This is a genomic window from Nocardia sp. No.11 (genome assembly GCF_038752175.1).
GTDB classification, from domain to species: domain Bacteria; phylum Actinomycetota; class Actinomycetes; order Mycobacteriales; family Mycobacteriaceae; genus Nocardia; species Nocardia canadensis.
In genome coordinates this window covers 1-20171 of sequence record NZ_JBCGFB010000111.1, presented here as the reverse complement: position 1 = coordinate 20171, position 20171 = coordinate 1, and the positions used below count along the sequence as shown (strand labels likewise).

The following is a 20171-nucleotide window of genomic DNA, read 5'->3' as shown; positions in this document are numbered from 1 at the left end:
CTCGGAGCCGACACCCTTGACGATCGGCAGCAGCAGGTCGTTCACGCGGAACGCGACGTCCTTGTCCGCACCCGAGACCGCGGCGGCGATCTCTTCGGTCTGGTGGGCGGCGGTGTAGAGGTAGATCGCGCGCAGGCCCTCGGCGTAGGCCTTCTGCATGGCCAGCGAACGACGCACGTCCGGGTGGTGGGTGATGGTCACGCGGGGCGCGGCCTTGTCGGTCATCTGGGTCAGGTCGGCACCCTGGACGCGGGTCTTGGCGTACTCGAGGGCGTTCAGGTAACCGGTCGACAAGGTCGCGATGGCCTTGGTGCCGACCATCATGCGAGCGTTCTCGATGACGTCGAACATCTGCGCGATGCCGTTGTGGATCTCGCCGACCAGCCAGCCCTTGGCGGGAATGCCGTGGCCGCCGAAGGTGACCTCACAGGTGGCCGAGGCCTTGATGCCCATCTTGTGCTCGACGTTGGTGACGAACACACCGTTGCGGTCACCGTAGGTCTCGGTCTCGAAGTCGAAGTGGATCTTCGGGACGTAGAACAGCGACAGGCCCTTGGTGCCCGGTCCGGCGCCCTCGGGGCGAGCCAGCACCAGGTGCATGATGTTCTCGAACAGGTCGTCGGAGTCACCCGAGGTGATGAAGCGCTTGACGCCCTCGATGTGCCACGAGCCGTCTTCCTGCTTGATCGCCTTGGTGCGGCCCGCGCCGACGTCGGAGCCGGCGTCCGGCTCGGTCAGCACCATGGTGGCGCCCCAGTTGCGGTCGGCGATCTTGGCGGCCCACTGCTTCTGCTCGTCGGTGCCGTTGTTGAAGAAGACCTGGGCGAAGCCCGCGCCGGCGGCGTACATCTGGATGGGCGGGTTGGCGCCGAGCACCATCTCCGACAGGGCCCAGGTGATGGCGGACGGGGCGTTCAGGCCGCCGAGCTCCTCGACGACGCCGACCTTGGCCCACTCGCCCTCTTCGAGCGCCTTGTAGGACTTCTTGAAGGACTCGGGCAGGGTGACCGAGTGGGTGTTCGGGTCGAAGGTGGGCGGGTTGCGGTCGGCGTCGGCGAACGACTCGGCCAGCGGACCCTCGGCCAGACGACGGACCTCGGAGAGCATTTCCTTGACGGTGTCGGTGTCCAGGTCACCGAAGGTGCCCGCATCGAGCAGCTTGTCGATGCCGAGGACCTCGAAGAGGTTGAACTCGAGGTCGCGAACGTTTGCCTTGTAGTGGCCCATGTGAGTACTCACTCTCCGTTGAGTTCTGGTGCGGTCGGTTGTCTGCCGTTCCCGCCCTGTGACGTCCACCGGGGTAGCCTTACCGGTTTTCCGCATGCTACTCGCGGGTAACTTATGGACCATATTACCGGTGAGTAATCGTCTCGGCAAAGGGCTGGGGAGCAATGTGACGTGAAAAACACGCACGGGCGCCGAAACGTTGCTCGCCGCGGCGGCGGGGCTACCGTGAGGTGTGCGCATCGAGACGAGTTCCGGGCCCGCCGAGATCGAGCTCGACGAGGTTGCCGACCCGGCCTTCCTGCTGGTGATCACGCACGGCGCCGGCGGCGGTGTCGACGCGAAAGACATTCTGGCAGTGCGTGATTCGGCGATCGAGTCGGGCGGTGCGGTGGCCAGGGTGGTGCAGCCGTACCGGGTGGCCGGGCGCCGGGCGCCGGGGTCGGCGGACAAGCAGGACGAGGCCTGGCGCGAGATCGTCGCCGCGCTGCGGGCCCGGTTTGCCGGGGTGCCGGTTGTCCAGGGGGGTCGCAGCAACGGAGCGCGGGTGGCGTGTCGCACCGCCGTCGCCGTCGGCGCGCGCGGGGTGATCGCGCTGTCGTTCCCGTTGCATCCGCCGGGGAAGCCGGACAAGAGCAGGCGTGCGGAGCTGCTCGCTCCCGGTGACATCGAGGTCGTGGTGATCAACGGCGGCAGCGACCCGTTCGGGGTGCCCGATCCCGCCGATGCCGCCGAGGTGAAAGTGATCCCCAAGCAGGCACATTCGTTCCGCACCGGATTCGACGTGATCGCCGCGACAGTCGAACCCTGGTTCGCCCGCTGGCGCTAGGCTGCTTCGCGCAAGCACGCTTCGATCGAGGCAGGGGGCAGTCATGAAGGCGCTCATCGTGTGCACGTCCAAGTCGCACGGCAATACCAGGAAGGTCGCCGACACCATCGGCTCGGTGCTCGACGCGCGGGTGGTCGACCCGTCGGAGATCACCGCGGCCGACCTCGCCGACCACGACCTCGTCGGCTTCGGGTCGGGGGTGTACTGGATGGCGCTGGACGCCCGGCTGCGCGAGTTCGTCGACGCGCTGCCCGCCGGAGCGGGTCGCGAGGCGTTCGTCTTCGCCACCAGCGGGCTGCCCGAGCCGCGTTTCCGCCCCTACCTGCGCAATCTCGGCGACCAGCTCACCGACAAGGGCTTCGAGGTGGTGGGCGGGTTCGCCTGCCGCGGGCTCGACACGATGGGGCCGCTCGCACTGGTCGGCGGGCTGAACAAGGGCCGCCCCAGCGCCGACGACCTGAGCTCGGCGCGGAGTTTCGCCGAGCAGCTACGCGGCCGGTTCGCCTGATTCCGGCAGGTCCCGTTCGGCCAGGACCAGCGCGTCGATCGCGTCGGGACCCTCGGTGGGCCGCAGCACCGCGTCGGCGATGCGGATGGTGATGTGCTCGCCCGCCGCGCCCAGTTCGGCGCGGATGTCGTCGGGAGTGAACAGGATGGCCGGGTTCTGCGGGCCGCCGTAGCCGTCGGTCAGGTTCCTGGTGTCGTGCCCGAGCACGAGCAGCACGCCGCCGGGGGAGAGCATGCCTGCCAGTTCACGCAGCAGGGCGCCGCGCTGCTCGGCGGGCAGGTGCACGAAGACCATCAGGATCAGCTCGTACGGTCCGGTGATCCCCGCCCCGGCCAGGTCGGTGATGTCGGCGCACTGCCAGTTCACCCGCGAGCGCACCGAGCGCGACAGTCGCGCCGCGACCGTGCGGCCCTTGTCGATGCCCACCTGGGAGAAGTCGACGGCGTCGATCTGCCAGCCGTGCGTGGCCAGCCACAGGGCGTGGCGGCCCTCGCCGCAGGCCAGGTCGAGCGCGCGGGGCAGCGCGGGCGCGGTGCCGCCCGGTTCGTCGGGTCGCAGCTGGATCCGGCGATCGAGGCCGTAGACGTACTCGACCACCGTGCTGTTCGGCGGTGCGCCCCAGATCAATTCACTCTGGGCATACCGAGCGTCCCATTCCGCCGCCGATCCGCCTCCCCGCGACGTCTGGCCGGATCCAGGTGCGTCACCGGCTGTCGATGCGGCCGGCGGTTGATCGGTGGTCATGTCAGCCCGTCCCCGGTGAGTTACCCATGTGCTTGCCAGACCTATGGTGCCAGGTCTTCAGGCTCTCCAGGTCTCAGAGCCGGGTACGCATCAACACGACGTTGTACTGGGTGTGGATGGTGGTCATGAAGTAGAGGTCGCGGCCGGTCTGGTACGGGAAGATCGACGGCGCGTAGGCGGTGGGGAGCTCGCGGGCGTCGATCAGCACCTCCGGCGCGCTCCACGGGCCCTCGGGGGAGGACGCGCGGCGCATGACCACGGAGTTGAACGGGTCGGTGGTCAGCGAGACGAACTGGCCGAGGTACTCGTTGTACATCACCGACAGCTCGCCGACGCCGCCCATGATCGGGGCCGCCGCGTTCACGTCGTTGAGCTTCCACCCGCTGCCGTCCCAGTACTCGTAGGCGCCGAGGTTCTCGATCTGGGCTTCCGGCACGCGCGCGACGAACGCGTCGTTGTTGCGGCCCGAACGGGTGCCGTACTCGTAGACGAAACCGCCGTCCTTGAGGAAAGCGTTCATCTGGAAGTTGGCGTTGCCGCCCTCGTCGGGGCGCCGGGTGTGGCCGAGATCGGCCCAGGTCTCGCCGTTGTCGGCGGAGGCGGCCAGGCCGGAGAAGCTGGTGGTCCACTCGCCGGGGGCGTCCCAGGTCTTCACCGACATCATCGACAGGTACTGCACGCCGTTGGCCGAGATGCCCGCCGTCGGGATGCGGCTGATCTCCAGGAACGGGATCTTCGGGCTGGGGATGAGGTCGCGCGCCTGGCCGACGACATCGCGCACGACGCTGTCGAAGAAGACGCCGCCGGAGGGGTCCTTGGTATGGCTGCGGACCAGGATGTTCGAGCGCCACGCCCAGGTGCTGCCCGCCAGCAGGTTCGGGAAGCCGATGCCCGCGGTGTCGCCGAAGGCGGTCAGCATCTCGCCGCGGCCGTTGTCCCACATGATGCCGAGGTCGGTGCCGAGGACGTTGTAGTTCTGCGTGTTGTTCGGGCTCGCCATGCCGGTGACCTGGAAGACGGCCTGCGTGCGCCCGTGCAGGGCGGGCAGGCCGTTGGTTCCGTTGAGCACCGGGATGGGGTTGATGGCGTTGGGATTCGCCACGGCGGGCGTCGCTCCGCTCACCAGCATGGCCGTCGCTCCGGCGAACGCGGCAAGCAGGATGGAACCGGTCTTCTTCACGGTCGTCGGAGCCTCCGGGTCACGCCGAAAATCGAGACCGCTTCAGGTTCACCTGTGTCGCGGACCACATTTCGACTGTTGGGCGAATCGCAGCGATGCTAACAGTCGATCGGAGTGGCGTGTGGTACATCGACTCGTGGGTTGGCATGAACAAATTCTCAGTTGCCTGTCGCTAACTACGATTCAGGGCCTTACGCAGGAGCAATGGCACCTGGGCCGCGCGTTCGGCGGCGAACGTGGCGCGCGGATTTCGGTGCCAGGACCGGTCGAAGAGGCGCTTGGCGGCGGCGACCGCGCGCGGATCGCGGCCGGTGATCCGGTCGGCGAGGGCGGCGGCCGCGGCCTGCGGGTCCTCGGCGACCTCGGTGACGAGGCCGATCCGGGCGGCCTGGGCGGCGTCGATCGGGTCGGCGGTCATGGTCAGCAGCATGGCCTGGTCTATGCCGATGAGCTGCGACAATGTCGCCGCGCCCGACATGTCCGGAATCAGGCCATGGACGGCTTCCATCACCGAGAACTCCGCCGTCGGCGCCGCGATGCGGAAGTCGGCGGCCAGTGCGAGTTGCAGGCCGCCGCCGTAGCAGCGGCCGTGCACCGCAGCGATCACCGGCACGTCGAGACGGCGCCAGGCCCAACAGGCTTCCTGAAAAGTATTCGTGCCGCGCCACGGTCGCGGGAGAAATTCCCGAACGATAGCCAATGGATCGCGGGTGGCCGCCGCGATATCGAGTCCGCTACTGAAACTCGGTCCGTTGCCGCTGACAATGACGACCCGGGTTTCTTTGTGCTCGGCCACTTTTCGCGCCGCGGCGACGAGATCACGGAGCATTTCCAGGGTCAGTCCGTTGTGTTTGCCCGGTCGGTTCAAGGTGATATATGCGCGGTCGCTCTCGAAGCGCGCGGTGAGGTGGTCTCCCATGGACCCACCTTACTCGTGAGTCAGTTCCGGGTGGGTGGGACGGTGTGGCCCTCGCGGCGGCGGTGCGGCATGATCCTCCACGGCTGCGCATCGGCCGATGCGCAGCGATCGAGAGGACTCGAGAGTGCGGATCTGTTTGCTCGCCGCGGCGCTGATCGCCGTGCCGGTGCTATCTGCTTGCGGAGGCGGCGACGAGGCGCCCGCGGTCACCCAGGCGGAGCTGTCGAAGTCGCTGCAGGACAAGGGGTTGACCAACCCGGAGCTGGCCGACTGCGCGGCACAGGTCTTCCTCGATTCGGGGATGTCGCAGGACGGGCTGCGGGTGATGGTGTCCAACGCGCAGTCCGGTGATCCGGCCAAGCTGCTCGGCAAGGACGACGCGGCCAAGGTGGGCGCCGCGCAGTCGAAGATCGCGGAGAGCTGCGTGCACCTGGGCCGCTGAGCCGCGGGCCGTATCGATCGCGGCGATTCAAACCCTCGTCGGGCCCCCACGCCGGTGTTGCACTGGAAACGCCGACGACAGGAGCCGCTATGACAACGGAGAGAATCGCCGACCAGGTCTCGTTCGCCTACTGGGTCCCCAACGTCAGCGGGGGGCTGGTGACCAGCGATATCGAGCAGCGCACCGGTTGGGACTTCGAATACAACAAGAAGCTCGCCCGGACGGCGGAGCGCAACGGGTTCGAGTACGCGCTCTCGCAGGTCCGCTACACCGCCTCCTATGGCGCGGAGTACCAGCATGAGTCGACCTCGTTCAGCCTCGCGCTGCTCGGGGCGACCGAGCGGCTGAAGGTGATCGCCGCGGTCCATCCCGGACTGTGGCATCCGGCCGTGCTGGCCAAGTTCGGCGCGACGGCCGACCATCTCTCCGGTGGGCGGTTCGCGATCAACGTCGTCTCCGGCTGGTTCGCCGGTGAGTTCCAGGCGCTGGGCGAGCCGTGGCTCGAGCACGACGAAAGATACCGGCGCAGCGCCGAATTCCTCGAGGTGATCCGCAAGATCTGGACCGAGGACGCGGTGAACTACGGTGGCGACTTCTACCGCATCCGCGATTTCACCCTCAAACCCAAGCCGCTCAACACTCCCGAACGGCCGAATCCCGAACTGTTCCAGGGCGGCAACTCCACCGCGGCGCGCCGCAACGGCGGCCGCTACGCCGACTGGTACTTCTCCAACGGCAAGGACTTCGACGGCGTCACCGAGCAATTGGACGATCTGCGCGCGGTCGCCAGGGACAACGACCGCGAGGTGAAGTTCGGGCTCAACGGCTTCATCATCGCCCGCGACACCGAGAAGGAAGCCCGCGACACCCTGCGCGAGATCGTCGAGAAGGCGAACAAGCCCGCGGTGCAAGGGTTCCGCGACGCCGTGCAACAGGCGGGCGCGTCGACCGCCGACCGCAAGGGCATGTGGGCCGACTCCACCTTCGAGGATCTGGTCCAGTACAACGACGGGTTCCGCACCGGGCTGATCGGCACACCCGAGCAGATCGCGGAGCGGATCGTGGCCTACCGGGCGCTCGGCGTCGACCTCATCCTGGCCGGGTTCCTGCACTTCCAGGAGGAGATCGAGTACTTCGGCGCCAAGGTCCTGCCGCTGGTGCGTGAGCTGGAGGCCGCCGCGACCCCGGTCGCGGCGGGACGTTGATGACGGTGGTGACCGCCGCGCGGATCACCACCGCCGCACAGGCATTGGCGATCGCCACCGAACTCGCCGCCGACTTCGCGCAGGGCGCGGCCGAGCGTGATCACACGCGCAGGCTGCCGCACGAGGAACTGGACCAGCTCTCGGCCAGCGGACTGCTGGCGATCACGGTGCCGGCGGCCTTCGGCGGCGCCGACCTGCCGCCGAGCGTGGTCGCCGAGGTCTTCCGGATCCTGGCGACCGCCGATCCGAATATCGCGCAGGTGCCGCACAGCCACTTCGTGTATCTGAACCTGTTGCGGCTGGCCGGAACTCCCGCGCAGCAGCGCGAATACTTCGGGCGGGTGCTCGCCGGCGCGCGCATCGCGAACGCGCAGTCCGAACGGGGCGGGGCCACCGTCGCCGACATCGCCACGACGGTGCGTCCCGTCGACGGGCGGTTCGTGGTCGAGGGCACCAAGTATTATTGCACCGGGTCGCTGTTCGCCGATGTGCTCGCCGTGCTGGCCAGACTCGATGATCCGCACGGCGTTTCGGGGCTGGCGGCCGGGGAGTACGTGGCCTTCGTCGCCGCACTGGAGCCCGGTGTGCGCATCGTCGACGACTGGGACGCGCTGGGGCAGCGCACGACCGGCAGTGGGACCGTCGAGTTCGACGCGGTGACCGTGGCCGCCGACCAGCTGGTGGCCCGCGCCGCCGCGGTGCACGCGCCGACCGGCTACGGCGCCTTCGCCCAGCTGCTGCATGCCGCGATCGACGCGGGCATCGCGCGGGGCGCGCTGGAAGCCGCCGCCGAGTTCGTGCGCACGCGGAGCAGGCCGTGGTTCGAAGCCGAGGTCACCCGCGCGGTCGACGATCCGCTGGTGGTGCAGCGCTTCGGCGAGCTGGCCGTGTCGGTGGCGGCGGCGGAATCCGCGCTGGTCGTCGCCGGTGCGGCGGTCGACGGGGCGATCCGCGGCGAGCACCAGGACGACGCCGCGCGGGCATCGATCGCGGTCGCGACCGCCAAGATCCTCGCCGACCGCGCTGCGAACGAGGTGTCGGCGGCGATATTCGAAGTGGGCGGGACACGCAGCGCCGCGGCCGGGCATCGGCTCGATCGCTTCTGGCGCAACGCGCGCACCCACACCCTGCACGACCCGGTGCGCTGGAAATACCAGCACATCGGCAGGGCGGTGCTGCAGGACCGGCCGCCGCCGCTGCACGGCGTCATCTGAGCCCGGACGAATGGCAGAGTGAGGAAAATTCAGTGACAGTGACCGTCGTCGTCGGCAATCCGAAACCGGCGTCTCGCACCTCGGCCGCGGCCGTCCGGGTCGCCGAGGCGTTGCGCCCCGGCGTCGAGCCGGACGTGATCGATCTCGTGACCCTCGGGCCCGGCCTGCTCGGCTGGGGTGATCCCGAGGTCGCCGCGGCCGCGCGCGCCGTGGCCGCCTCGGAGCTGGTCGTCTTCGCCAGTCCGACCTTCAAGGCCACCTACACCGGGCTGCTGAAACTGTTCCTCGAGCAGTTCGACGGCGGCACCGGGCTGGCCGGGGTGATCACCGTGCCGGTGATGCTCGGCGCGGGGCCCGCCCACGCGCTCGCCCCGGATCTGCTGCTCAAGCCGGTCCTGGTGGAAATCGGCGGGACCGCGGCGCTGCCGGGGCTGTATCTCGCCGATCGTAGCTTCGCCGAGGACGGCGTCATCGAGGCCTACGCCCAGCGCTGGGCGCCTGTCGTCGCGGCACTGATCGAACAGCCGGTGGAGGCAACGAATCATGCGTGAGCTCTTGGACTTTCCCGCCGACGGCAACGGCTTGCGCCGCGCCTTCGCCAACTTCCCCAGCGGGGTCGTCGCGGTGTGCGCGGAGATCGACGGCACCCCGCACGGTCTGGCGGTGAGCACCTTCGTGCCGGTCTCCCTCGACCCGCCGCTGGTCTCGTTCTGCGTGCAGAACTCCTCCTCGACCTGGCCGAAACTGGCCGCTGCCGGCCACCTCGGCCTCAGCCTGCTCGGCACCGACCAGCAGGCGGCGGCCAAGGCCCTCGGCGCCCGCAACGGCGACCGCTTCCGCGAGACCGCCCTGCACCGAGGCACCGGCGAAGCGGTCTTCATCGACGGCGCCACCGCGTGGATCGAAGGCGTCCCGGAAACCCACGTCCCCGCGGGCGACCACCTCGTCGTCCTCCTGCGCGTCAACCGCGTCGCCGCCCGCGAAGACCTCGACCCACTGGTCTTCCACGGCAGCAAGTTCCGCACCCTGCACACGGGCTGACCACACCGACGACGGCGAAGGCCCCGGATCAGATGATCCGGGGCCTTCGCCACAAGAGCCGATGACGGGAATCGAACCCGCGCTGTCTGCTTGGGAAGCAGAAGTTCTACCATTGAACTACATCGGCGTGCGTTCATCGAGCGCGTTCGCGACTCTATCAGACCGGCTCGTGTGCCGGTCAACTCTTTGTTCGGGCCGGTTCGGGTGGGTGGGTGTCGACCGGTGTTGACGGGTGGTGGGGTGAATACGGGTCGGGTGGGTGGGGTCGCGTTCTACAGTGCGTCGACGGGTCCGCACAGTGGGTCAGCGTTGCGTGCGGGGTCGGTCTTGCCGCGGGGTGCGGCGTAACAGGTTCTCCGGTTCGAGGTTTCGGCTCGGTGTCGCCGGGTCGGGTGGGCCGGGACGACGAAAGGCTGACTGAATGAAGCGGGTTCTGTTCGTATCGGTGATCGCGGCGCTGGCCGTGCTCGGGGCGGGCTGCTCCGACGACTCCGGGTCCGAGACCGGGACCACCACCAGCAAGGCCACGACCACCAGCGCGAAGGCGACGACGACCACCGGGTCGGCCGAGCACGACCCCGGCCACGGTGACCCGGGACATCAGCACCCGGCCACGACGCCGCCGGGCATGATGCCCAACCCGAACGGGGACGGGACCTGGGTGCCGTGTGAGGGCACGATCTGCACCAATCCGAATCACGGCGCCGGGCCGGACGGGGGCGGCGAGACCGCCCCGCCGCCGGTCGAGACCACAAGTCCGGCGCCGCTGACCGGGCCCGGCGACATCGTCAACCCGACCACCACGCCGCCGCCGATGGGACCGGGTGACCTCGTCAACCCGACGACACAGGCACCGCCGAGCGGGCCGGGCGGCATCGTCCAGCCGACGCCGTAGCTTTCCGGCGGATACCGGCCGGTGGCCTCGGCGACGTCGGCGATTCGCCGGGGCCACCGGCTCCCGTTGGTCCTGCCCAAGAGGGTGGGGGCGGTCTACCTGCGGCATCAGGCTGCTTAGACTGGGCGCGTGCTGCTCTCCGATCGTGACATCCGGGCCGAGATCGCCGCTGGGCGTCTCGGTGTCGAACCGATGCTGGATTCGATGGTGCAGCCGTCGAGCATCGACGTGCGCCTGGACGGGTTGTTCCGGGTGTTCGACAACAGTCGCTACACCCACATCGACCCGGCCATGCAGCAGGACGAGCTGACCAGCCTGGTCGAGCCCAAGCCGGGCGAGCCGTTCGTGCTGCATCCGGGCGAGTTCGTGCTCGGGTCCACGCTCGAGGTGTGCTCGCTGCCCGACGACCTGGCCGGACGCCTGGAAGGCAAGTCGAGCCTGGGCAGGCTCGGGCTGCTCACCCACTCGACGGCGGGGTTCATCGACCCGGGGTTCAGCGGGCACATCACCCTGGAGCTGTCGAACGTGGCGAACCTGCCGATCACGCTGTGGCCGGGCATGAAGATCGGGCAGCTGTGCCTGATCCGGCTGAGCAGCCCGGCCGAGCACCCGTACGGCAGCGCCGCGGCCGGCTCGAAGTATCAGGGGCAGCGTGGGCCGACGCCGTCGCGGTCGTATCTCAACTTCCCGTTGCCGCCCGCCTCGCTCAACGCCGTCGAGACCCGCTGAGGGGTCACCGACAGGGCGAGGTGCAGCACCAGCGACAGCGGCGGCAGCACGTCGTCGCGGCTGGGCGGACGCACCCAGTGACAGCCCTCGCGGCTCCACCGGCCCAGGCTGGTCGGCAGCATGACCGCGCTGCCGATGCCGGGGATATCGATGTCGAGGCCGGCCAGCTCGGTGACCACCTCGGCGGGCGGCCGGGCATCGGGTTCGGTGAGCAGGCTCCAGCGGATCTGCCGGGCCAGCACCGGACCGGCCCGGCGTTGCTCCCGTAAGGTCTCGAGCACCGACTCGGCGCGCGTGGTCGGCAGGTGCACCACGCAGAGCCGATCGGTGATCGGCAGCATCACGAAGCCACCACGCTCGCGAACGGGTAGCCCGAATTCGCGCTGGTAGCAAGACACCCAGTCGTCGACAGTTCTGGCTTCCACCCTTCCAGGATGGTCCCTGCGCGTGCGCGCGACCACTGCCCCGCACCGCCCTTTCACTGCCTCAGGCAACCGATTCCGTGAAGATGTGGCGTGTCTCACTGTCGCACTCGTACTCTGGGAGCAGTAGTCCATCGGATGAGGTGACGCCGTGGTCGGGGAGTGGACAGGCAGAGAGGCCAGAGCTCTTCGCGATGCCAAACGAATGAGCATCCGGGAGTTCGCGGCTCATCTCGGCGTGCATGAACGACTGGTCTCGAAGTGGGAGGCCGGTGGCGCACGCGTGCGCCCACGGCCGGTGAACCAAGCCGCGCTCGACACGTCGCTGGCCAGGTCCGACGACGTGGTCCGCGCACGTTTCTCTACTCTTTTGGCGCCCACCGGCGCCGACGCCGACCTGCTCGCTTTCGTCGACGCCGGTGCGATCAAAGGCGCTGTGCCCGAGGTGATGTCGGAGAGGGAGTTGATCATGGCGGCTGCGCACGAGGCGAGCGAGCACGCGGCTGCCGCGGAGAGCACGAATGTCGGCGCGACGACGCTGGCCCAGCTCGACGCCGACGTCCGGCGCATCGCCAACGAATACGTGCACGCCGCGCCTGCGCCCATGATGGTCGAGATGCTGCGGGTGCGGCGGCGGGTGTACCGACTACTCGACGGGCAGCAGAAGCCCGGCGACACCAGTCATCTCTACCTGCTCGCCGGCACCCTGTCGGGGCTGATGGCCAACGCCAGCACCGACCTGGGGTACCTCGACGCCGCGGGCGAACAGATCAGGGCCGCTTGGGCATACGCCGAACTCAGCGGCCACAACGGCTTACGCGCGTGGACCCGCGGCATGCACGCGCTGATCGAGAACTGGTCGGATCGGCCGCGCAACGCGGTCCAATTGGCGCGCAGCGGACAAGAATTCGCCGGGCAGGGCCTGGCTCGGGTCCGGCTGCTCAACATCGAGGCCAGGGTGTGGGCGCGGCTGGGCAGCGACACCGAGACCGACCGCTGCCTGCGCGCCGCCGAGGCGGTGGTGAGCGACCGGCGCGACGAGCTGCACGACGAGATCGGCGGCGTGTTCGGCTTCGGCGCGCCGAAGGCCGCGTACTACGCGGGCGCCACCTGCATCCAGCTCGGTCGGGCCGAACAGGCGCTGGCCGCCACCGAACGGGCCATCACCCTGTACTCCAGCGGACCCGCCCTGCAGCGCTCCTACGGCGCCGAATCGCTGGCGCGGGTCGACAACGCCGCGGCCCACCTCATCAACGGCAGTATCGACGGCGCCGCCGACGCCCTGCGCCCGGTGCTGGGGTTGCCCGAGGATCGCCGCATCGCCCAGCTCGGCGAGCGGTTGACCGGGGTGCGGCGGCGGATCGCCGCGCCCGCCTATCGCGACGCCTTCGAGGCCCGCCAGCTCGACGAGCGGATCGAGGAATTCTGCGGCGCCACCGCCGCCGCGGGCCTGCCACCAGGCAGATGAGGGCGGATGGCACCATTGGTCGGGTGAGTCCTCAATCGCCGCATGTGCCGCCGCGCGTTCTCGAGCAGTCGAAGAAACTGCAGGACGTGGTCTACGAGATCCGTGGGCCGGTACACGCACACGCGGCGCGTTTGGAGGCCGAGGGCCACCGCATCCTCAAGCTGAACATCGGCAATCCGGCCCCGTTCGGGTTCGAAGCGCCCGATGTGATCATGCGCGACATGATCGCGGCGCTGCCGTACGCGCAGGGGTATTCCGAGTCCAAGGGCATCCTGTCGGCCCGGCGCGCGATCGTCACCCGCTACGAGCTGGTGCCCGGTTTCCCCGAGCTCGACGTCGACGACGTCTACCTGGGCAACGGCGTCTCCGAGCTGATCACCGTCACCATGCAGGCGCTGCTCGACAACGGCGACGAGGTGCTGATCCCGGCGCCCGACTACCCGCTGTGGACGGCCATGACCAGCCTGGCCGGTGGTACCCCGGTGCACTACCTGTGCGACGAGGCCAACGGCTGGCAGCCCGATATCGCCGATATCGAATCGAAGATCACCGACAAGACCAAGGCCCTGCTGGTGATCAACCCGAACAACCCGACGGGGGCGGTGTACTCGGCGGAGGTGCTGCAGCAGATCGTCGACCTGGCGCGCAAGCATCGCCTGCTGCTGCTGGCCGACGAGATCTACGACAAGATCCTCTACGACGACGCCAAGCACATCTCGCTGGCCTCGCTCGCGCCCGATCTGCTGTGCCTGACGTTCAACGGCCTGTCCAAGGCGTACCGGGTGGCCGGGTATCGGTCCGGCTGGCTGGCCATCACCGGGCCCAAGGAGCACGCGGCCGGCTTCCTCGAGGGCATCGACCTGCTCGCTTCGTCCCGACTGTGCCCGAACGTGCCCGCCCAGCACGCGATCCAGGTGGCGCTCGGCGGCCACCAGAGCATCGAGGACCTGATCCTGCCCGGTGGGCGGCTGCTCGAGCAGCGCGACGTGGCCTGGGAGCGGCTCAACATGATCCCCGGTGTGTCGTGTGTGAAGCCGCGCGGCGCGCTGTACGCGTTCCCGCGTCTGGATCCGAACGTGCACGAGATCCACGACGACGGGAAGCTCGTGCTCGATCTGTTGTTGCAGGAGAAGATCCTGATGGTGCAGGGCACCGGGTTCAATTGGCCCGACACCGATCACCTGCGGATCGTGACCCTGCCGTGGGCGCGGGATCTGGCGGTGGCGATCGAGCGGTTCGGCAATTTCCTCGCCAGTTACCGTCAGTGAGTCCTCACCCCGCGAGGCTGTGACCAGTGAGTTCGCGGGGCCTGGGCAACCTGGTCATCCGTATAGATTGACCAAAACAGACTCCGGGTTCGGAATCTTGCAGTTTTTGAAGAGCTACTAGTGCAAAAGTCCAACTTTTGTGTACAGTAGTCCTCGGCGCTTCGGCGCCCGGCCCGGTTGTCTACCCCCCCTGGACAACCGAGAGCCTCAGGTAAGCGCGCCTACCCCCCTGGGCGCCTGCCTGCGGGCGGCGGAGACATCCCCCTGCTCTCCGCCGCCCCCACAAACAGCCCGCCTCCCCGCGAACTTTGGCCAGACCAAGGCGCGGGGAGGCTTTTGTCTGCGAGTCGTTCTTGAAAACGACATCCTTTAAGCTTTGCCGGTGAGCGATCATCATCATCACCATCACCACGATCATTCGGGGCCCATCGCCATCGGGGCTACCGCGGCGAAGGTCGTGGTGGGGCTGCTCGGGGTGATCGGGGTGATCGTGCTGGTTGCGACCGCGATCTTGTGGCCGAGCGCGCAGCATGTCGAGATTCCGTTGCCGATGCAGACCGTGTCGGGTGGCGCGGTGCACACCGAGGCCGGGACCGTCGTGCTACAGGACATCGGGCCGTGCGGTAGCCCGTCGAACGGGAAGGTGTTCACGGGGCAGCCGATCGAGCCGCGTGCCGCCTCCTACACCTGTCAGCGCAGCGTGATCGACATCCGCTCCGGGCCCGACGAGGGCAAGAAGACGCTGTTCGAAATCGCGCCGGGCCCCGGGCAACCCGACCTGCGCGCCGGCGACGAGATCCGGATCGTGCGCGCGGCCGACCCCAGCGGCACGACCATGTACGCGTTCGAGGACTACTCGCGCGGGCTGCCGCTGCTGGTGATCGTGCTCGCGTTCGTCATCGTCATCTGTGTGGTCGCGCGGTGGCGGGGGTTCCGGGCACTGCTCGGCCTGGTATTCGCGTTCGCCGTCGTCGTCATGTTCCTGCTGCCCGCGCTGCTCGACGGCAAGCCCGCGATTCCGGTCGCGCTGGTCTCGGGCGCGCTGATCCTCTACGTGGTGCTCTACCTCGCGCACGGGGTGAATCTGCGGACCAGTTCCGCGCTGCTCGGCACGCTCGCCTCGATGCTCGTCGCGGCGTTGCTGTCCTGGGTGGCGCTCGAGATCACCAACCTCACCGGCCTGTCCGAAGAACAGAACACCAACGTGGCCACCTATATCCAGCACGTCAGCATCACCGGGCTGCTGCTGGCCGGCTTCATCATCGGCTCGCTCGGTGTGCTCAACGACGTCACCATCACCCAGGCCTCGGCGGCGTTCGAGCTCGCCGCGCTCGACGAAGACGCGTCTCGCGGGGAGATCTTCACCGCGGCCATGCGGGTCGGGCGCGACCACATCGCCAGCACCGTCTACACCCTGGTGCTCGCCTACGCCGGTGGCGCGCTGCCGCTGCTGCTGCTGTTCAGCATCGCCGGGCGGTCCATCACCGACGTGCTCACCGGCGACGCCGTCGCCATCGAGATCGCGCGGTCGGCGGTCGGCGGTATCGCGCTGGCCCTGTCGGTGCCGCTGACCACCCTCATCGCGGTGCTGCTGGCCCGGCCCTTCGGCGCCAAGCCGGTCGCCGCGCCGCCGCAGCGGGCCCGGCACGCCAGGAACTGAGCGCTACTGCCCCGGCGGCGGGAAGCCGGGCAACACCACCGGCGGCAACGTCGGGACGACGATCGGTGGCAGGCCCGGCACCACGGTGATGGTATTGGGGCCCTGCGACGGCGGCGCCGAGGTGGTCGGTTGCGAGTTCTGCTGGATCACCGGCGGCGCGGCCACCGTCGCGTGCACGGCGTCGGTGGTCGTCGCGGGCGCCGAGGACGGGCCCGCCAGGGTCGGACGCGGCGCGCTCGACTCGGGCACGGCCTGGGAGCCGTCACTGGAATTGCCGCGTTCGAGCACCTCGGGGCCGTACCCGAGCCCGAGGCCGATCGCGGCGACCACCACCAGGGAACTCACCGTCAGCACCGCGGCGTTCAGCTCCCGGCGGTTGTGGCCGTTGCGGCTGGTCAGCGAGCTCAGCGGTCGGCGACGGCGCGCGGGCGCGGTCAGCCATGCCGGGGTCGCGTCGTCGATCTCGGTCATCGGGGCGGGCGGGGGACCGGCAGGCGCCTGCTGGACCTGCGCGGGCCGCGCGAGCAGCGCGGCACCACGGGCCAGCGCGGTCTCCGGCTCGGCGGGCACGATCACCGGCACGCCGATCGTGCGTTCCAGCACCCGGGCGATCAACGGGATCCGGGCGCCACCGCCGATCACCATGATCGCCTGCACCGGATGCTGCGCGCGGATGATGACATCGCGCGTCATCCGCGCCGACGACTCGATCGCCAGCATCATCAGCGCTTCGAAGTTCTCCTGGGTGAGCAGCACCAGGCCCTGCTCACTGGGCAGCGCGACCGCGTTCGTGCTCGACAACTGCTCCTTGGCCGCCCGGCACAGCGCGTCCAGCTCGGCCAAGCCCACCGGGTCGGCCGGATGCGCGATACGGCCCGAGGCGATCTGCTGCTCCCGGATCAGCGAATCCAGGTAGTCGCCGCTGATGTCGCTGATCCGCTCGCACTGGTAGACGTCGCTGGTGCGGGCGTTGACCACGCTCACCGTCAGCCCCGAACTGCCCAGGTCGTAGACCGCCAGCGCGGAGACCTCGCGCATATCGGTGGTCGCGTGCGCGAAATGCACGGCGGCGACCGCTTCGGGAACCAGCTGATAGTTGGTGAGCTGACGCCGCGCCATCGCGGCCCGGATGGCCCTGGCCTGCGGTTCGCTGCGGAAGGTCACCGTGGTGGCCGCGACCTCGGGAGCCGCGGCCAGCGTCGCGGCGATCGCGTCGGCGGCCGATTCCTCGGCCTGGTGCTCCGGCATCGAAATGGTGTGCAGCTCGAACGAATACGGGGGGACGAAGCCGTGGGGACCACCGTGCTGCGGGCGTGCGAGGCGCACTGTGCCGGCCCCCACCGATACTCCCAATACCGCACTCATCAGCTGCCCATCTCGTTCCCTACTGCACGACATGCGGAGCCTGCACACTCGGATCTATGCCCGGCAGCCCCCGCTTGGATCGCCACTCTACGGGGTACCGAGTCCGGCGTACACCCACCCGGCGTCGCGCCAGGTAGCGCGGTCCAGGCAATTGCGACCGTCGATGATCGAACGGGACCGCACCACCGGATCCAGATCGGCGGGGGTCAACGCCGTGAATTCGTTCCACTCGGTCAGGACCAGGACCACGTCGGCGCGATCGCACGCCTCGGCGACCGAAGTGGCGTAGTTCAGCGTCGGGAACACCCGGCGCGAATTCTCCACGGCCTTCGGGTCGTACACGGTGACGACCGCGCCGTGCAGCTGGATCATCCCCGCGACGTTCAGCGCGGGCGAATCGCGTACGTCGTCGGACTCCGGCTTGAACGCGGCGCCGAGGACCGCGACGTTCGCGCCCAGCAGCGAGCCGCCGCAGGCGCGCGCGGCCATGTCGACCACCTTGGTGCGGCGGCGCATGTTGATGTTGTCGACCTCGCGCAGGAACGCCACGGCGTGATCGGCGCCCAGCTCGCCGGAGCGGGCCATGAACGCGCGGATGTCCTTGGGCAGGCAGCCGCCGCCGAAACCCAATCCGGCGTTGAGGAATCGACGACCGATGCGGGCGTCGTAGCCCAGCGCGTCGGCCAGCATCGTCACGTCGGCGCCGGTCGCCTCGCAGACCTCCGAGACCGCGTTGATGAACGAGATCTTGGTGGCCAGGAAGGCGTTCGCCGAGACCTTCACCAGTTCGGCGGTGGCCAGATCGGTGAGCAGGAAGGGGATCTCGGCGGCGATCAGGTCGGCGTAGATCTCGCGGATCTGCTGCTCGACCCACGCCGACCGCTCGCGGGCGTTGTCGATGCCCAGGACCAGGCGGTCCGGGCGCAGGGTGTCCTGCACGGCGAAGCCCTCGCGCAGGAACTCCGGATTCCAGGCCACCTCGACGTCGACGTTCGCCGCCGCGCGTGCCCGTTCGCCCAGGGCCGTGGCGGTTCCCACCGGCACGGTGGACTTGCCGACGATCATCGCCGGGCGCTCCAGCATCGGGGCCAGTGTGTCGACCACGGCGTGGACGTATTTCAGATCGGCGCCGTACTCGCCCTTCTTCTGTGGCGTGCCGACGCCCAGGAAGTGCACGTCGGCGTGGGCCGCGGCGTCCTCGTAGTCGGTGGTGAACCGCAGGCGGCCCGCGGCGAGGTTGCGTTGCAGCACCTCGTCCAGACCCGGTTCGTAGAACGGCACCACACCGTCGGCCAGCTTGGCCACCTTGCCGGGATCCACATCCACCCCGACCACATCGTGCCCCAGCTCGGCCATACACGCGGCATGCGTGGCCCCCAGGTACCCCGTTCCGAAGACTGTGCATCGCATAGTTCTGTTGGTAAGCGGCGCGCGTGGCTACGCCGCGTCAGTGAGGCAAGAGGGGGCGCAACATCTGGTGTACAGGGGGAGACATCGATCGGCCGTCCGGTCGCGTGGGGCCGCTACCTGCGGTGATGGTGTCCGGCGGGGTGCAAGGTTCGGATCGTGGGTGTGCAGGGTGTTCGCGGGTGTGGACGTGTCATCGGGTCGGGTGGGTGGCGCGTCACTAGCATCGAGCCGGTGCGCCGGCTGTGGTTCCTTCTCGGTGCGCTGCTGCTCGCGGTGCTGGTCGCGGTGGTCGCGCTGTGGCCGGTGTATGTGCGGCCGCGCGTCGACGCGCCGATGCCCGCCGACGCGATCCTGGTCCTCGGCGGCGCGCACGACGGTCGCGAACAGCTCGGCTTGCGGCTGGCCGCCGAGGGGTACGCACCCCGCGTCCTGATCTCCAACCCCTACGAGCACAGTCCGATGGTCAACCGGATCTGCCACGGCGGCTACCGCTTCGAGGTCATCTGCTTCGACCCCAGTCCCCGCACCACCCTCGGCGAAGGCCGCGCACTGGCCCGCCTCGGCACCGACTGGACTCGCGTCATCGTCGTCACCTTCACGCCCCACATCTCCCGAGCCCGCTACATCCTCGGCAAGTGCTGGCCCGGCGAGCTGCTCTTCGTCGACCCGAAACCCCACCTCTCCCCGGCCCGTTGGGCCTGGGACTACACCTACCAATCCGCGGGCTACGCGAAAGCCTGGTTCGCCGACTGCTGACGCGAATTCGGTTGCCGCCTACTTGCCGGTATCGCCTTTTCGGTTGCGGCAGCGGGGATACGCTCGCGCAGCACTCCTGTCGGGGGGAGCGCGATGGGGCGGTCAGGAGATCGCTCTGACGTCTGCGAGCAGGGGATATCTGAGGATGAATCATGTGACGATGGCCGGCCGAGTGGTCGGTGTAGCCACGGTAGTGCTGGTCGGAGCGACGGGCTGTGCGGTCGAGAGCGCATCGGGAGCGCACACCCCGTCGGCGACCGTGCCGACGACAACGGTCGCGGCAGTCGGCCCCTCGGCGGTCGCGCCCGCGCCGACAACGTCTTCGGCGCCACCGGTAGTAGTCCCACCGGTGACCACCGCACCCGCTGCCGCTCCAGCACCTGCGGCGCTGATGCCCGCGGTGGTGTGCATGAATCTGCAAGCAGCGCAGGACACGATCCAGGCCGCGGGTGTGTTCTTCTCTCGCTCCGAGGACGCCAGTGGTCGTGGCCGAGCTCAGGTGATGGACCGCAATTGGGTTGTCGTCGCGCAAGAACCGGCGCCCGGGACGCCGGTCGGAGAGGCGCAAGCAGTGCTGTCCGTGGTGAAGAACGACGAGCCCAGCCAGTGCTGAGAGCTCGCTGCGCTGCCATGGACCGCGTTCGGCGGCGAAGGGCGTGAACGCGAGTGAGGCGCGGATTCCGGGGAATCCGCGCCTCACTCGTGGTTTTTCAGTTGTCAGTTCTTGCGGCCGGGGGCCTTCGCGCCGGACTTGAAGCCGAGGCCGCCGGGCTTGGCGGTCGGCGGGGCCACCGGCGGGGTGCCGTTGCCGTTGCCGTTGGTGGGCTCGGCCGGGGTGGCCGGTTCCGCCGTGGCTTCGGGCTCGGCGGGGGCTGCCGGTTCGGCCGGGGCC

Annotated in this window: 21 protein-coding genes and 1 tRNA gene; 14 read left to right on the top strand and 8 right to left on the bottom strand. The window is 69.1% G+C overall.

Annotated elements, in window-relative coordinates; translation table 11 throughout:
- The coding region (locus V8688_RS25390; protein WP_342801848.1) for an acyl-CoA dehydrogenase family protein at nt 1-1227 on the bottom strand (1227 nt) is incomplete at its 3' end.
- A 232-nt stretch (nt 1228-1459) separates the two neighbouring features.
- Between V8688_RS25390 and V8688_RS25385 the strand changes: the two genes are divergently transcribed.
- Both V8688_RS25385 and V8688_RS25380 read left to right on the top strand, forming a co-directional pair.
- Nucleotides 1460-2053, top strand: coding sequence for an alpha/beta family hydrolase (locus V8688_RS25385; protein ID WP_218716722.1), 594 nt, complete (start codon nt 1460-1462; stop codon nt 2051-2053).
- 43 nt (nt 2054-2096) lie between these two features.
- Nucleotides 2097-2561, top strand: a complete 465-nt coding sequence (locus V8688_RS25380; protein ID WP_218716723.1) for a flavodoxin family protein — start codon at nt 2097-2099, stop codon at nt 2559-2561.
- Here V8688_RS25380 and V8688_RS25375 read toward each other — a convergent pair.
- The 3 genes from V8688_RS25375 to V8688_RS25365 all read right to left on the bottom strand — a co-directional run bounded on the left by V8688_RS25375 (nt 2541) and on the right by V8688_RS25365 (nt 5404).
- On the bottom strand, nt 2541-3188 hold the full coding sequence (locus tag V8688_RS25375; RefSeq protein ID WP_255587063.1) for a class I SAM-dependent methyltransferase: 648 nt from the start codon (nt 3186-3188) through the stop codon (nt 2541-2543). The genes V8688_RS25380 and V8688_RS25375 overlap by 21 nt on opposite strands.
- A gap of 190 nt (nt 3189-3378) precedes the next feature.
- Nucleotides 3379-4485 (bottom strand): DUF4185 domain-containing protein, encoded by a 1107-nt coding sequence (locus V8688_RS25370; protein ID WP_218716725.1) that lies wholly within the window; start codon nt 4483-4485, stop codon nt 3379-3381.
- A 172-nt stretch (nt 4486-4657) separates the two neighbouring features.
- Nucleotides 4658-5404: a crotonase/enoyl-CoA hydratase family protein gene (locus V8688_RS25365; RefSeq protein WP_342801847.1), complete on the bottom strand. Its 747-nt coding sequence runs from the start codon at nt 5402-5404 to the stop codon at nt 4658-4660.
- A 124-nt stretch (nt 5405-5528) separates the two neighbouring features.
- On the opposite strand from V8688_RS25365, the gene V8688_RS25360 reads away from it, so the two are divergent.
- The 5 genes from V8688_RS25360 (at nt 5529) to V8688_RS25340 (ending at nt 9306) form a co-directional block, all read left to right on the top strand.
- Entirely contained in the window at nt 5529-5846 is a 318-nt protein-coding gene (locus V8688_RS25360) for a hypothetical protein (protein WP_218716727.1), read from the top strand.
- Between the two features lie 89 nt (nt 5847-5935).
- Nucleotides 5936-7051: a dimethylsulfone monooxygenase SfnG gene (sfnG, locus tag V8688_RS25355; RefSeq protein ID WP_342801846.1), complete on the top strand. Its 1116-nt coding sequence runs from the start codon at nt 5936-5938 to the stop codon at nt 7049-7051.
- Entirely contained in the window at nt 7051-8265 is a 1215-nt protein-coding gene (locus V8688_RS25350; protein ID WP_342801845.1) for an SfnB family sulfur acquisition oxidoreductase, read from the top strand. The genes sfnG and V8688_RS25350 overlap by 1 nt, the downstream gene beginning before the upstream one ends.
- Nucleotides 8266-8297: 32 nt before the next feature.
- Nucleotides 8298-8816 (top strand): NAD(P)H-dependent oxidoreductase, encoded by a 519-nt coding sequence (locus V8688_RS25345; protein ID WP_218716730.1) that lies wholly within the window; start codon nt 8298-8300, stop codon nt 8814-8816.
- Nucleotides 8809-9306 (top strand): flavin reductase family protein, encoded by a 498-nt coding sequence (locus V8688_RS25340; RefSeq protein ID WP_342801844.1) that lies wholly within the window; start codon nt 8809-8811, stop codon nt 9304-9306. Before V8688_RS25345 ends, V8688_RS25340 begins: the two co-directional genes overlap by 8 nt.
- Before the next feature lie 56 nt (nt 9307-9362).
- Here the strand turns inward: V8688_RS25340 and V8688_RS25335 are convergent.
- Nucleotides 9363-9433: transfer RNA gene (locus V8688_RS25335), tRNA-Gly, on the bottom strand.
- 294 nt (nt 9434-9727) lie between these two features.
- Here V8688_RS25335 and V8688_RS25330 point away from each other — a divergent pair.
- Nucleotides 9728-10201, top strand: coding sequence for a hypothetical protein (locus tag V8688_RS25330; RefSeq protein WP_218716753.1), 474 nt, complete (start codon nt 9728-9730; stop codon nt 10199-10201).
- 129 nt (nt 10202-10330) lie between these two features.
- The gene (dcd, locus tag V8688_RS25325; protein WP_218716734.1) at nt 10331-10930 is read left to right on the top strand and encodes a dCTP deaminase; all 600 of its coding nucleotides are present in this window, start codon (nt 10331-10333) and stop codon (nt 10928-10930) included.
- Here dcd and V8688_RS25320 read toward each other — a convergent pair.
- Nucleotides 10843-11355, bottom strand: a complete 513-nt coding sequence (locus tag V8688_RS25320) for a hypothetical protein (protein WP_308248375.1) — start codon at nt 11353-11355, stop codon at nt 10843-10845. The genes dcd and V8688_RS25320 overlap by 88 nt on opposite strands.
- A gap of 202 nt (nt 11356-11557) precedes the next feature.
- On the opposite strand from V8688_RS25320, the gene V8688_RS25315 reads away from it, so the two are divergent.
- From V8688_RS25315 to V8688_RS25305, 3 genes are all read left to right on the top strand, one after another.
- On the top strand, nt 11558-12820 hold the full coding sequence (locus V8688_RS25315) for an XRE family transcriptional regulator (protein ID WP_218716735.1): 1263 nt from the start codon (nt 11558-11560) through the stop codon (nt 12818-12820).
- Nucleotides 12817-14088, top strand: a complete 1272-nt coding sequence (locus tag V8688_RS25310) for a pyridoxal phosphate-dependent aminotransferase (protein ID WP_255587067.1) — start codon at nt 12817-12819, stop codon at nt 14086-14088. Before V8688_RS25315 ends, V8688_RS25310 begins: the two co-directional genes overlap by 4 nt.
- A 382-nt stretch (nt 14089-14470) precedes the next feature.
- Entirely contained in the window at nt 14471-15748 is a 1278-nt protein-coding gene (locus tag V8688_RS25305) for a YibE/F family protein (RefSeq protein ID WP_218716736.1), read from the top strand.
- 3 nt (nt 15749-15751) lie between these two features.
- Here the strand turns inward: V8688_RS25305 and V8688_RS25300 are convergent, their stop codons facing one another.
- Nucleotides 15752-16996 carry an Hsp70 family protein gene (locus V8688_RS25300; protein ID WP_255587069.1) on the bottom strand — a complete coding sequence of 415 codons (1245 nt, stop codon included), beginning with the start codon at nt 16994-16996 and terminating at the stop codon, nt 15752-15754.
- A gap of 204 nt (nt 16997-17200) precedes the next feature.
- Nucleotides 17201-18523, bottom strand: coding sequence for a UDP-glucose/GDP-mannose dehydrogenase family protein (locus tag V8688_RS25295; protein ID WP_342801843.1), 1323 nt, complete (start codon nt 18521-18523; stop codon nt 17201-17203).
- Nucleotides 18524-18754: 231 nt separating this feature from the next.
- Between V8688_RS25295 and V8688_RS25290 the strand changes: the two genes are divergently transcribed.
- Entirely contained in the window at nt 18755-19279 is a 525-nt protein-coding gene (locus V8688_RS25290; protein ID WP_218716739.1) for a YdcF family protein, read from the top strand.
- A gap of 349 nt (nt 19280-19628) precedes the next feature.
- Complete coding sequence (locus tag V8688_RS25285; protein WP_308248376.1) at nt 19629-19892, top strand: calcium-binding protein; 264 nt, start codon at nt 19629-19631, stop codon at nt 19890-19892.
- Nucleotides 19893-20171 lie beyond the last annotated feature (279 nt).

Bases quoted from the DNA above. Each gene is read 5' to 3' on its own strand.
- V8688_RS25350 (WP_342801845.1), top strand. From the start codon at position 7,051: ATGACGGTGGTGACCGCCGCGCGGATCACCACCGCCGCACAGGCATTG.
- V8688_RS25295 (WP_342801843.1), bottom strand. From the start codon at position 18,523: ATGCGATGCACAGTCTTCGGAACGGGGTACCTGGGGGCCACGCATGCC.
- V8688_RS25365 (WP_342801847.1), bottom strand. From the start codon at position 5,404: ATGGGAGACCACCTCACCGCGCGCTTCGAGAGCGACCGCGCATATATC.
- V8688_RS25340 (WP_342801844.1), top strand. From the start codon at position 8,809: ATGCGTGAGCTCTTGGACTTTCCCGCCGACGGCAACGGCTTGCGCCGC.
- V8688_RS25310 (WP_255587067.1), top strand. From the start codon at position 12,817: ATGAGGGCGGATGGCACCATTGGTCGGGTGAGTCCTCAATCGCCGCAT.
- V8688_RS25330 (WP_218716753.1), top strand. From the start codon at position 9,728: ATGAAGCGGGTTCTGTTCGTATCGGTGATCGCGGCGCTGGCCGTGCTC.
- sfnG (WP_342801846.1), top strand. From the start codon at position 5,936: ATGACAACGGAGAGAATCGCCGACCAGGTCTCGTTCGCCTACTGGGTC.
- V8688_RS25300 (WP_255587069.1), bottom strand. From the start codon at position 16,996: ATGCCGGAGCACCAGGCCGAGGAATCGGCCGCCGACGCGATCGCCGCG.
- V8688_RS25380 (WP_218716723.1), top strand. From the start codon at position 2,097: ATGAAGGCGCTCATCGTGTGCACGTCCAAGTCGCACGGCAATACCAGG.
- V8688_RS25315 (WP_218716735.1), top strand. From the start codon at position 11,558: ATGAGCATCCGGGAGTTCGCGGCTCATCTCGGCGTGCATGAACGACTG.